12 protein-coding genes are annotated in these 12,298 nt (G+C 65.7%); 4 read left to right on the top strand and 8 right to left on the bottom strand.

Going from position 1 to position 12,298, the window contains the following annotated elements; all coding sequences use genetic code 11:
- The first annotated feature begins 2 nt into the window (after positions 1 to 2).
- Positions 3 to 1,931, top strand: a complete 1,929-nt coding sequence (locus ACXMYJ_RS22475; protein ID WP_041800678.1) for a cytochrome c oxidase assembly protein — start codon at positions 3 to 5, stop codon at positions 1,929 to 1,931.
- Between the two features lie 576 nt (positions 1,932 to 2,507).
- On the opposite strand, the gene ACXMYJ_RS22470 is transcribed toward ACXMYJ_RS22475, so the two are convergent.
- The 5 genes from ACXMYJ_RS22470 to ACXMYJ_RS22450 all read right to left on the bottom strand — a co-directional run bounded on the left by ACXMYJ_RS22470 (position 2,508) and on the right by ACXMYJ_RS22450 (position 6,879).
- Entirely contained in the window at positions 2,508 to 3,167 is a 660-nt protein-coding gene (locus ACXMYJ_RS22470; protein ID WP_011893708.1) for a DsbA family protein, read from the bottom strand.
- 136 nt (positions 3,168 to 3,303) lie between these two features.
- A complete protein-coding gene (locus tag ACXMYJ_RS22465; protein ID WP_011893709.1) occupies positions 3,304 to 3,924 on the bottom strand; it encodes a hypothetical protein in 621 nt (206 codons plus the stop codon).
- A 6-nt stretch (positions 3,925 to 3,930) separates the two neighbouring features.
- Positions 3,931 to 4,293: a DUF3703 domain-containing protein gene (locus ACXMYJ_RS22460; protein ID WP_041800682.1), complete on the bottom strand. Its 363-nt coding sequence runs from the start codon at positions 4,291 to 4,293 to the stop codon at positions 3,931 to 3,933.
- 89 nt (positions 4,294 to 4,382) lie between these two features.
- Complete coding sequence (locus tag ACXMYJ_RS22455) at positions 4,383 to 6,500, bottom strand: heavy metal translocating P-type ATPase (protein WP_011893711.1); 2,118 nt, start codon at positions 6,498 to 6,500, stop codon at positions 4,383 to 4,385.
- Positions 6,493 to 6,879 carry an ArsR/SmtB family transcription factor gene (locus tag ACXMYJ_RS22450; RefSeq protein WP_011893712.1) on the bottom strand — a complete coding sequence of 129 codons (387 nt, stop codon included), beginning with the start codon at positions 6,877 to 6,879 and terminating at the stop codon, positions 6,493 to 6,495. The genes ACXMYJ_RS22455 and ACXMYJ_RS22450 overlap by 8 nt, the downstream gene beginning before the upstream one ends.
- 265 nt (positions 6,880 to 7,144) lie before the next feature.
- On the opposite strand from ACXMYJ_RS22450, the gene ACXMYJ_RS22445 reads away from it, so the two are divergent.
- Positions 7,145 to 7,906: a serine hydrolase gene (locus ACXMYJ_RS22445; protein ID WP_011893713.1), complete on the top strand. Its 762-nt coding sequence runs from the start codon at positions 7,145 to 7,147 to the stop codon at positions 7,904 to 7,906.
- On the opposite strand, the gene ACXMYJ_RS22440 is transcribed toward ACXMYJ_RS22445, so the two are convergent.
- On the bottom strand, positions 7,903 to 8,502 hold the full coding sequence (locus ACXMYJ_RS22440; RefSeq protein WP_041800688.1) for a methyltransferase family protein: 600 nt from the start codon (positions 8,500 to 8,502) through the stop codon (positions 7,903 to 7,905). The genes ACXMYJ_RS22445 and ACXMYJ_RS22440 overlap by 4 nt on opposite strands.
- Positions 8,503 to 8,780: 278 nt before the next feature.
- On the opposite strand from ACXMYJ_RS22440, the gene ACXMYJ_RS22435 reads away from it, so the two are divergent.
- Positions 8,781 to 9,092 (top strand): alkylmercury lyase, encoded by a 312-nt coding sequence (locus ACXMYJ_RS22435; protein WP_460358888.1) that lies wholly within the window; start codon positions 8,781 to 8,783, stop codon positions 9,090 to 9,092.
- Between the two features lie 289 nt (positions 9,093 to 9,381).
- Positions 9,382 to 10,065, top strand: a complete 684-nt coding sequence (locus ACXMYJ_RS22430; RefSeq protein WP_041800035.1) for a DUF305 domain-containing protein — start codon at positions 9,382 to 9,384, stop codon at positions 10,063 to 10,065.
- Positions 10,066 to 10,085: 20 nt separating this feature from the next.
- Here the strand turns inward: ACXMYJ_RS22430 and ACXMYJ_RS22425 are convergent, their stop codons facing one another.
- Positions 10,086 to 11,270 carry a HAMP domain-containing sensor histidine kinase gene (locus ACXMYJ_RS22425; protein ID WP_260752976.1) on the bottom strand — a complete coding sequence of 395 codons (1,185 nt, stop codon included), beginning with the start codon at positions 11,268 to 11,270 and terminating at the stop codon, positions 10,086 to 10,088.
- Positions 11,267 to 12,022 (bottom strand): response regulator, encoded by a 756-nt coding sequence (locus ACXMYJ_RS22420; RefSeq protein WP_460358887.1) that lies wholly within the window; start codon positions 12,020 to 12,022, stop codon positions 11,267 to 11,269. The genes ACXMYJ_RS22425 and ACXMYJ_RS22420 overlap by 4 nt, the downstream gene beginning before the upstream one ends.
- Positions 12,023 to 12,298 lie beyond the last annotated feature (276 nt).

Here is a 12,298-nt window from a genome sequence, read left to right as displayed (position 1 = left end):
TGATGGCCACGTCTGCTGCCCCCCGACGCTGGGTGGTGCGAGCTGTGTTGCTCGGGGTTGCACTGCTAGCGGGCGTTACCGCTGCCGCGATCGGCGCCCTGGCACTGCCTGAGGCGCTGGCGGTGACCGGGCTGAGCGATCCCGGGCCGGTCACCACCTACGGGCTGTCCTTCTTGCGCGCCGCTGGAGAGATCGCTGCGATGGTGGCGGTCGGACACTTCCTGTTCGCGGCGTTCCTCGTTCCGCCGCAGGCAAGTGGAGTGCTCGACGTCGACGGGTACCGGGCGCTTCGGGTCGGCGCTGCCGCTTGCGCGATCTGGGCGATGTGCGCTGCGCTGTTGGTGGCGCTGACGATCTCCGACGTGTCGGGGGTGCCGTTGACTGAGCTCACACCGCTGGACATATGGTCGGCGGCCGACCTCGTCGAGACCACCGCGGCGTGGCGCACCACCTCGATTCTGGCCGCGGTCGTCGCGGTAGCGAGCCTGCCGGTGCTGCGGTGGTCGTGGACGCCTGCCCTACTGGCGGGCGCCCTGGCGACGTTGATGCCGCTGGCCGTGACGGGGCACTCCTCGTCGGGCGGCTCACACGACATCGCGACCAACAGCCTGATCATTCACCTGGTTGCTGGGTCATTGTGGGCCGGCGGATTGCTGGCGCTGCTTGGGCACGCGCTGCGCGGCGGCAGCCACACCGACATCGCCGCCCGCCGTTTCTCGGGTCTGGCGCTGTGGTGCTTCGCGGCGATGGCCGTAAGTGGATTTGTCAACGCGGCGGTCCGGATCGACGTGTCGACCATCTTCGACAGCACCTACGGGCTCCTCGTCGTGGGGAAGGTGACAGTGCTGGGCGGCCTCGGTGTGATCGGCTGGCGACAGCGGCGGTCGTCGATCGTTGCGCTGCAGCGTGATCCGACGTCGCGCCGACCGCTGCTGCGGCTCGCACTCACAGAAGCCGCCCTGTTTGGCGTCGCAGTCGGCCTGGCGGTCGGGCTCGGTCGCACGCCACCGCCGCCCGCGACGCGCGAACCCGTTCCGGCCGAGGCTGCGCTCGGCTTCGACCTCACCGAGGCGCCGACGATCGCGCGGGTGTTGGTCGAATGGCGGTTCGACCTGATCTTCGGCACGGCGGCGGTCGTCATGGCCGGCGTCTACCTTGCTGCGGTGTATCGGCTGGCTCGCCGCGGTGCCCCGTGGTCGACGCGGCGCACCGTATCGTGGCTGATCGGCTGCGTCGTTTTGTTGTTCGCCACTTCGTCAGGACTCGGCATGTACATGGCGGCGATGTTCAGCATGCACGCCGTCGCTCAATTGGTGCTCACGATAGTGGTGCCGGTGTTGCTCGTGCAGGGCGCACCGGTGACCCTCGCGCTGAGGGCCTTGCGGGCAGCCGAACCCAATGCGGTGCCGGGGCCACGCGAATGGCTTGTCAGCGCGCTGAATTCGTCACTGCTGCGTTTTATCGCTCATCCATGGACGGCGCTGACGCTTCTCGTGGTGGGCGTGTACGGGCTCTGCCTCGAAGTGGTCTTCGATGCTGCCGTAAGCGAACACGCCACGCACATGCTGATGATCGGGTACTTCCTGCTCAGCGGTGCGCTGTTCTTCACCGCCGTCGGCGGCGTCGAGCCGGTGGTGCCACGGCCGATGCCCAAGCGGGGCCGGATCGCGATGCTGTTTCTCGCGCTGTCGCAGTTCATCATTGCCGGGGTCGTGGTGATGAACATGCGTGAGGTTCTCGGTGGCGCCTTCTACGGCTCCTTGAAACTGAGCTGGCATGCGAACTTGCTGGGCGACCAGCGGTTGGGAGGTCAAGTGATCGCCGCCGGCGGGGTTGTGGCAATGCTGGCGGTGCTCGCGGTGCTGATCCTGCGGCGCCGCCGCTCGACTGCGATCGAGCAGAGGACGGCTGCGCCGAGCCTGGGCTCATGACGACGAGGACCGCATTGTCGGCATAGCGGCTGCATCACATTGGTCCTCGGGATAAGCGCGTGCGTGGCCCCGACCCGGTATCGCGCAATGCTCTCGCCCGTTCACAGGGACTCCCCTTCTCCCGCAGGTGATTTCGGGTCATGCCCAGGCCGTCTAATTGTCCCGTCTGCGGTGAGAGCTCAGGCGCCGACGACAGCACCTTTCGAGCCGTGTTCGTCAGGATCCGGCAGGCGGCCGATCTGATGACGCGGGGCGTGGGGTGCGGGGCCCGGCCGCATCATCATCATCATCCGAACCAGTGCAGCTGGCCACCCGCTTGCATCTCGGACTGATGGTCGCCCACCACGCAGAGGCGATTCGAGATGGCGCGTACTGAGGTCGAAGCGAGACCTCACCGCGACGGAACCGACTTCGCGCAGAAGCCATCTCCCTGTCAGCCAACGCGAGATCGGCGCACTGCGGTCGATGTCGACCCCTCAGATCGCCGTCGACGCGGGGTGCTGCCGTCATGTTCGCGCCCGCACACGTCCCGAGTTATGGAACCGGTGCGCCAAGAGCTGTCGGCAGTCACCGCGGCTATCCGTTCAATGCCTGTTCGACTGCGGCCTTCAAGTCGTCGTAGCTCCTGAATTCCACTTCGGTTCCGTCGATGAAGAAGGTCGGTGTGCCCTTGACTCCGAGGGCCTTACCGTCAGCGACATCGACATTGACACGATCGAGTGTGGCGGGGTCGTTGTAGGCAGCATCGAACGCCGCCATGTCGAGCCCGAGTTCGGCTGCGAATCCGCGGAATCGGGAGTCCGCCGGAGTTTGTTGTTCGCCCCACTCGCTCTGCGTCTCGTACATCTTCTTGTACATCGGCTCGAACTTGTCCTGTTGGGCGGCCGCCTCGACCGCGCGCGCCGCCCGCTCTGCGTTGAAGTGAGACTGAATGGGGAAGTAGCGGATGACGAAGTTGACGCGGTCCCCGTACTCGGCGCGCAGCTGTTCGACCATCGGGAAGGCCGCGCGACACGCTTCGCATTCGAAGTCAAGGAACTCGACGAAGGTGACATCGCTGTTCGGCACGGTGGTGAGGCGGCGACTGTTGTCCCGGACCAGCTGACCGACGTCTTCACCCTGGCCTTGCGCGGAGGTGGGGGCGTCCTTGTCCTGGGCCGAGAGATACACGCCAACCCCGATGATCATGGTGATGACCGCGAAGACGGTCAGCAGAATGCGTGTGAGAGGTGCCATTGGAATGCGTCCTTCATGAGTTTCACCGAACGTCTGTGATGCGCCGGCGCAGCCCTGTACCGCAGCACCAACCCGAACCGCGCCCGCGGTTGAGCATCGCGTGTCCGACTATATACGGAGGAAGACCGTAGATCGGTCATGCCCTCGGCTGGCGCCAGATCGGACGCTTGGGCGCGGATTCGATGGACGGCCGTCGAGAGAGACGCCACATTCCCCACCAGGCGACCGGTGCGAGAGCGACGACGGTCCACATTCCGGGCACGTAGCCGGCCCCGCCGGGATCGAGCCACGGGAACACCACAAAGTGCGCCAACTCCGTGAGACCTAACGAGGCGAAGAACGTCCATGCCAGGTATCGGCCGATCGGGCGGCCGCGCCGCATGAGGGCGGGAATTAACAGCCAGGCGCCCGCGGAGACGGCGACGAGCAGCACCACGGGCACCGAGTTCACCGCAGGGGTTGGCACACCCGTGACCGCCGCTAGGAATGCGAAGAACCCCATCTGCTTCTCTTCGACGCGGTGGGCAAGGAACAACAACAGGGCGATCCAATATGGCGCGCGAATGTCGGCCCAGCCGCCGCCACTCGGCCACACCAGCCACAGAAGCAAGCCCCCGACGAACCCGGCGGTAAAGATGAGCATGGTTGCCAGTCCGAGCGCCCAATAGCCCACGCTCAACGCCGCGGTCGTTAGCGCGACTGCGGCGGCGACGGCCGGCCACGGCCGCGCGTTCTGGTTCGACGTCGTGACTGACATCGCCCTTCAGTCCCTTCGCCCGCCCACGAGTGCGGCGAGAGCGGCGGGCGCGGCCCACGGGGTCATGAGGCCCGCGCCGACCCGACCGGTGTTGCCCCCGGGATAGCGTCCGGTCAGCGATCCCGGCGCAGCGACGATCAGGCGAACAACCTGGCCGAAAGCTTCGCGACGGTCTCGTTGGCGCAGCGCCAAGGCCCGCATCGCCGCGTGATTGTAGGTGTGTGGCCAAGGGTCGGGTTGCGACACGATGTGTGCCCGTTCCCAATGCCGCCACCGCTGCTTGGCGGATGGTGTGCGCTTTGCAGCGGCCATCTCCCGCCGATACGCCTCCCGGGGGCGGCGCGACGGCGCTGCGCCCGACCGGCACAGACGACGAGTGTGCGCGGTGCTGCTCAATACCAATTCCGGTTCGGCAGTAGGTCGATTCGCGGCGGCGAAGGCATTTCGCGGTCGCACCATCACCAGTGGTGTTCACTTCGACGGATCGACTCGTCACGGGGATTTGTGGGTTCTGCAGCGCAGCAGGTGCATCCGCCGCTGCGGGTTTCCCGACGATCAAGGACCACCGGTGTGAGCGCCGGCGTCGGGGCGCAGCAGGCATCGACGGGTGTCGGGGGGGTGGGGAGGGTGATGTGGTGCGCCGCCGCTGCAGCCATCGGCTGCGGTTCGACGCCGGGTAGGGGATGGGTGCGTGCGGCGCGGATCGCGTTGAGGATGACGAGTACTTCTGCCGCCTCGTGGATCAATACCACGGTGGCCAACCCGAGAACCCCGAAGGCGGCGAGGGGAATGAGGATGGTGATGATCGCCAGCGACAGTCCGATGTTCTGCAGCATGATTTTGCGGGCTCGGCGGGCGTGAGCGAGGACTTGGGGGAGGTGACGCAGATCCTCGCCCATCAGCGCGACGTCGGCGGTTTCGATGGCGACGTCGGTGCCCATCGCTCCCATGGCAATGCCGATGTCGGCGGTGGCTAGTGCGGGGGCGTCGTTGACCCCGTCGCCGACCATGGCGATGGGCCGGCCGCCGGAGAGTTCGGACAGCAGGCGTGCTTTGTCTTCGGGAAGCAGGTCGGCGTGCACGACTGTGATGCCGGCGGCTTCGGCCACGGCCATTGCCGTGCGGGAGTTGTCGCCGGTCAGCATCGCGGTGGTGATGCCCAGCTCGTGTAGTTGCCGTACCACTTCCGGCGCTTCGGGGCGCAGCTCGTCGCGGACTGCGATCGCCGCCACCACCACGGCGTCGCATTCGAGCAGGACCACTGTCGCCCCGGCCGATTGGAGGCGCACGACGTCGGCGGCGAATTCTCCGGCCGCGACCCAGCCCGGCTTCCCCAAACGGATCCTGCGACCCTCGACGCGGCCACTCATGCCATGGCCGACAACGGCTCTCACGTCTTCAGCCGCGACGATGTCGGGGCCTGCAGCGTCGGTAATTGCCCGGGCCAGTGGGTGCCCACTACGGGACTCGACTGCGCTGGCGAGGTGCAGGGCTTCGGCCTCGCTGACGCCGCTGGCGGTCACCGTCTCTATCACTTGCGGGCTGTTTCGGGTCAGGGTGCCCGTCTTGTCAAGGGCAATCACGGCGATGCGTCCGAGTTCCTCGACGGCGGCGCCTCCCTTGACGAGGGCGCCTTGTCGGCTGGCAGCGCCGACGGCGGCGACGACGGTGAGTGGCACCGCGATGGCCAGGGCGCAGGGTGAGGCGGCGACGAGGACCACGAGTGCGCGTTCGAGCCACAGCATCGGCTCGCCCACCAGCGCGCCAATCGCCGCAACTGCTGCGGCCAGGACCATGATTGTTGGGACGAGAGGGCGGGCGATCCGGTCCGCCAACCGCTGACCCGCACCCTTGCGCTCCTGAGCCTGTTCGACGATGTGAACGATGCGGGCCAGCGAGCTTTCGGCGGCGACGGCGGTGACGGCGACTTCGACCGCTCCACCGCCGTTGATCGCACCGGCATGCACCTCGCTGCCGGGTCCCGCCTCGACTGGAACCGATTCTCCGGTGATCGCCGACACGTCCAAGCTGGTGCGACCGGAGGTGATGACGCCGTCGGTGGCGGCGCGGTCTCCTGGCCGTAGCACCATCACGTCGTCGATGAGCAAATCGTCTGGGCGCACAGGGGTTTCGTGGCCGTCGCGGATCACGGTCGCCGTTGGCGGCACGAGCGACAGCAGGGCGCGCAGGCTTCGGCGGGTTCGGGTGACGGCGTAGTGCTCGAGTCCTTCGGCGATGGAGAACAGGATTCCCAGCAGCGCGGCTTCTTCGACCTGTCCAAGCGCCACGGCGCCGACCGCGGCGATCGTCATCAGCGTGCCAACGCCGACGCGGCCGTGTCGAAGACTGCGAACGGCTCCGGGCGCGAACGTTGCGGCCCCGGCGGCAACCGCCGCGAGCTCAAGTCCCAAGCCGATGGAGGAAAGACCGCTTCGGTGCAACGCCCAGCCGCCGAGGAGCAACGCCGCCGCCAGGGCCGCCAGCTGCAGTTCGCGGACTCCCCACCACTTGTCCGGTCCCGATCCGGGCTCGGTGTCGACTCCATTGGCCGCGGGCCCGCAGCATGGGTCAGACATGGCGTGCCTCGGAGGCCGGTTGACGGTAACCGTGCGCCAGCACGGCCTCGGTCAAGGATCGGCCGCGGTCGGTGAGTCGGTACATCACCATCCGGGCTTGCCGCCGAGAAGTCACCAGACCGGCGATCTTGAGCTGCCGCAGGTGGTGGGATACGAGGTTCTGCGACTGCCCGACCACCCAGGCCATGTCACATACACACAGTTCCTCGCCGTCGAGCAGCGCTGAGGCGATCGTCAGTCGCGTCGGGTCGCTCAGAGCCCGCGCCGCGGTTGCCAGTGATTCGGCGTCGACGAGTGACGGTAGCCGGGAACGAATTCGCTCGGCATGGGGCAGGTCCAAGCACAACAGATCGCAGTGATCAAGCCGCGGCTCGCTCATCCGAACATACTAACGGACGTTAATATGTCGGAGAGAGGAGGGGCTGCACGGGGCCGGCGTGCAAAGGGAGCGCAGGGCTGCCTACGTCGAACGGGACACGAGCCGACCTCGGGCTGCCTCGCGACGGCACCCCTACCATCCGCCGGCTCTGCATGTGCGGAGATGGATAGTAGGAACCGGTGCTTACCCGGCGTGCCGTCGGCCCTGATGCCCGTGGGGCTGACAAGCTACGCGCGTGAGAGCCGTCGTCACCGGACTTGTCGCTATGACCGTGTTGCTCTGCGCGCCGACACCCGTCGCCACCGCTGAGATCGGACAGCGCATCGCACAGGCAGACGCCTACCTCGCTACTCGTCCTGGCACGGTGGGCTACGTGCTTCGCGACCGGACGACCGGACAGGCTCACCGCAACGACGCGGCTACCACGATGATGTGGACCGCATCCACTATCAAGCTAGCGATGGTGGTTGATCTGTTGACTCGGGCTCGCGCCGGCCAGATCGCCTTGACCCCAGCCGACCGCCAACTCATGGCCAACATGATGCACTCATCGGACAGCGACGCTGCCGATACGCTTTGGGAACGCTACAGCGGACCCGACAACATGGCGTTCAACCGCAATTTCGCCACGTACGGACTTACCAGCCTGCAACCGCAGCAGGGTTTCAGCGGCACCTACCCGTACTGGGGTTTCCAAAAGGCCACGAGCGAAGACCTCGACCGGCTGATGAACTACACCCTCACCAGCTTGCCTGCGGCCCAAACCGCGGCCATTGTGTCGGAGATGCAACACCTCGACGCCAACCAGCAGTGGGGAGTGTGGGGAGCGGGCGCGGCCATGACTCCCGGCAACAAGAACGGGTGGTCCCAAGAACAGGGCGGCTGGGTCGTCAACAGCGTCGGTTTCGCCGGCCCTCGACAACGCTACACATTGGCGATCATGAACTCGCTCAACGGCGAAGGCGCCTACGACGACGGCGTGGAAACGACCACGCGGCTGGCGCAGATTCTGCTGGCGCCCGCTTAGCGGGATTCACCACCAACGGACCTAGGAAAACGTCCCAGAACGGGAAGAAACCTGCCGACGGCTTGACCATAGGACCGGTAGGCGTCCCCGTGCGTGTGAACGAGGTATGGCTCCTCCACCACGCGGACCTGCAATTCGATCGCCACGACCAGAAGAATCAATGCAGCCAGCGCCAACACATTCGGGACCATCAACGCCACGCCGGTCGCGAACGACAGCATCGCCGTGAAGATCGGGTTGCGCACAACCGCGAACGCGCCGCGGCGCACCAGGGTCGTAGACTCCTGCGGATCGACGCCTATCCGCCACGAATCGCCCATGTCGTTCTGCGCGTACAGCGTTCCGGCGAGACCCCCGAGTGCCAACACGGACCCCAATGCCTGAAGCCCCCAGGCCTCGAAAGCGGCGATTGGGGCTAGCACGCCAAACACCTGCAAAGCCGGCGCGAGGAGACCGAGCACCATGGCCACAACGAAACCGACGCCGGCGGCCCATTCCGGTGAGCCGGGCCGGCCGCTGATTCCGTGGAAGCCGGTGGAACCAGTAAGCCGATACTGGCGCCAACTCCGCCAGCCGAACCCGAGTGCGACGAACATCAAATACAGAGCTAGAGCACCTATTGCAGCCACCGCAACCACCTCCAAAATCAAACATATGCAAACATTGCAATATATGCAACTATCCAAAGAATGAGAGTGATCTGCAGGCCCGGCGCTAACTCGATGACGCGAGTCGCGTAGGCGCCATGTCCCCGCTTCTAAACCGGTGAGACCTTCCCCGGGCCACCAGTTCTGCTGGTGCGAGACATGTCCGTGGTTGGCGGTGATGCCCCCTGCCGATGACATCACCGGCTTGTTACGCGCACCATTGGCACATGAGAGTGGAGATCGTCTATTTCGAAGGGTGTCCGAATTGGCAGGAAGCCGGTGCCCTTGTGGGCGCGGCAGCAGCCGGACTGGTCGACGTCGAGATCACGTATCGGCGGGTCGCTACGGATGATGAGGCGGCGGCCTTGTCGTTCGCGGGCTCTCCAACGATTCTCGTCGATGGCATAGACGCTTTTGACGATGCGGTGCCGGTGATGGAGTTGGCGTGCCGGCTATATCAGACCGACGCCGGTTTGATGGGTTTGCCGACGGTTACCCAGCTCTTGGAGGCGTTGCGGCGGCGGCTGCCGATCGACTGATCGCGGCGTGCGGGCAGGCCAAGGCTTCGGTCAGATTGCGGCATGAATCTACCGAGCTGCACACTGACTCCTTCCGGTCGCGGGCAATGACTGAACCGGCTGCGGCGTGACGCTGGATCGCCCGAGCGCGCGGCGCGTACCGACGGGTTGGTGAGGCGTCTTCATCGAATCTTCATCGGAACTCGAACCGACCCATACGCGGAGTCCTGAGGCTGGACCGAGGCGGCGAGAGCGCTTGCCGTGTGTGTGGACGCATGGTGTCAGGAAGATGTATGAGAAGGGATGTGCGATGCAGCACAAGCGATACCGAACTGGGTTTGCGGCGATGGCGGCGGCGGCCCTGTTCGTCAGCGCCTGTTCGAATGCGACAACCGACTCTCAGTCATCGACCAGCAGCCCGGCGGCACCATCGGCCTCGCCCAGCGCTGCCAGCAGCGACGCTACCCATAACGACGCTGATGTGACGTTCGCCCAAGGCATGATTCCTCATCACCAGCAGGCGATCGAGATGAGCGACATGCTTCTCGGCAAGCAGGGCATCGATCCCGAGGTCATCTCACTCGCTGACGAGATCAAGAATGCTCAAGGCCCCGAGATCGAGCAGATGCAGGGTTGGCTCCAGGAGTGGGGGGCGTCGTCCTCGCCTGCACCTGCGACCAGCACCGCTATGCCTGGCCACGACATGCCTGCTCACCAGATGCCCGGCCGCGACATGGGCAAGATGCCTGGTATGGGCGGCAGCGGTCACGGCATGATGTCGGAAGCCGACATGGCTGCGCTGCAGAACGCGCAGGGCGCGGAGGCGAGCCGACTTTTCTTAACGCAGATGATCGCCCATCACAAGGGCGCAATCATGATGGCGCAGCAGGAGATCGACAACGGCCAGTTCCCCGCGGCGGTGGAGATGGCGCGCAACATCGTGTCCTCTCAGCAAGCGGAGATCGACACGATGCAGGGCATGCTGGACAAGTAGCGAGTTGCGGCGCCTGCCGGTCAGATTCGCGCTGAGTCAGCCGTGACAGGGGTTTGCTCGGTGCGCTCCGGGGTGATCGGCATGGCGAGGGTGAATGTTGCGCCGCCGCCGGGGCCCGCGCTCGCTACGGAGATGGCTCCGCCGTGGGCCTCGACCAGCGCTTTGGCGATGGCGAGCCCTAAACCGGCGCCGCCGTGCTCGCGGTCGCGGGCGGAGTCTGCCCGATAGAACCGCTCGAACACCCGGTTGACGTGCTCGGCGGCAATCCCTTCACCGGTGTCGGCGACGGCGATCCTCAACCGGTCGCCGTCGCGGACACAGTTGACTTCGACCGAGCCGCCGGAAGGCGTGTGCCGCAACGCATTTTCCAGCAGATTGCCCAGGACTTGGGAGAGTCGTTGCTCGTCGGCCCACAACGGCGGTAGCGCCTTCTGGAGGCGTACGCGTAGTGCGACTCCCTTGTTGTCGTAGCGTTCCTGCGCCGCGGCGACGCATCGGTGTGTCAAGCGGTCGACGTCAATGTTGGCGTACGACATGGAAACTGAACTTTCCTCGGCCTTGGCCAAGGCGGCGACGTCATTGGAGAATCGCACCAGCCGGCGGGTTTGGTCACGCAGCATGGTTGCCGTCTGCGGCGTCAAAGTGCGCACCCCGTCTTCGAGTGCCTCAATATAGGCCTCTAGCACCGCGACCGGTGTGCGGATCTCGTGCGCCAAGTCTCCAAAGAGCCGCTGTCTTGTCGAATCCACGGTTTGGAGCCGGGAAGCCATCTGGTTGAAGGCAGTGGAGAGTGCGTCGAAATCGTCGCCGAGGCGCGGCGATGACACGCGGACATCGTAATTCCCTTGAGCGACATCGGTGGCAGCGGAGGCAACCTCGGTGACGGACCGTTGGAGCCGTCGACTGACGTAGAAGCTGACGGCAAGCGCAGCCAGTGCCGACACCGCCAGGGCGCCCCCGATGGACATCACCGTCGCGTAGCCGTAGGCCTCCTCGGCGTGGACTTCCTCTGGCGAGTTCATCGGCACCCCCGCGCGGTGAAGATGCTCGCGAAACAGCGGAGGTCCGACGACGGCGGCCACCACCGCGGTCGTCACGGCCCCGGCTGCCAGCACAATCGCTTGGGCCGCCAGCAGCCGCAAGCCGATACCAGGACGGCCCCTCCGTCGACGTCGGCGAGCTGTGGACGCAGGCGGGGGAGTCACTGTCCGGTCCCCATCCGATATCCCACACCTCGCACCGTGGCGATGTAGCGCGGGCGTGCGGCATCATCGCCGAGTTTGCGCCGCAAGTGCCCGATGTGGACGTCGACGAGGTGCTCGTTGCCGACCCAGGGCCCGTCGCGAACAATTTCGAGAAGTTGACGCCGACTCAGCACAATGCCCGGCCGGCCTGAGAGCGCTTCGAGGATGTCGAACTCTGTGCGGGTCAACAAGATCTGTTCATCGTCGATGCCAACCTCACGGGCGGCGACGTCGACACTCAGCGCACCGAACCGACGCGGTGGTGCCACCTCACGTTCGGCGGTTGCGGTGGCCGATTGCAGGACGCGGGGCCGCCGCAGCATGGCCCGCACGCGCGCCACAAGCTCGCGCGGGCTGAAGGGTTTGGTGATGTAGTCGTCGGCGCCGACAGTGAGACCGAGGACTGTATCGAGTTCGGTATCACGAGCGGTGAGCATGACGACGTAGGCGTCGGAAAACGTGCGCAACTGTCTGCAGACTTCCAGTCCATCAATGCCGGGCAGGCCAAGGTCGAGAATGACGACATCGGGATCGAAGTCGCGCGCGACAGCGATAGCGTCGACACCGTTTCCGGCCACCACGGCCTCGAACTGATCGCGTTCCAGATAGCTAGCCACCACTTCGGCCAGCGGCAGTTCGTCGTCGACGACCAGCGCGCGGTATCCCTTCGCGTGCTCAGGCGATCTACCCGGGTGGTGCTCCATGCTCCACATGGTGCCCGCCGAAGCGGCCGCGGCGCCGCACGACTGCCGGAACGGCGCAATCTTCAGCAGATCTTTACGAGACTCATACCGATTCCATCCTGCAGCTGAGTGACGCTCACTGGAGCAATGATCAATACCTGTGGATGAGGCTCGGCGAGGTGGCCTGAAAGTGGGCGCACCTTCCCGAGGATGATCATCACGGAATCAGGTATTCGATCAAGACCGGCGTTGGCGCGCTGGTTGGGAAGGTACGCCCATGCTCACCGTAGTTCACGATGCCGAGGA

The sequence above is a fragment of the Mycobacterium sp. ZZG genome (assembly GCF_054786995.1).
Note: the sequence above shows the minus strand (reverse complement) of the source record. Positions and strands in the feature narration are given on the sequence as shown.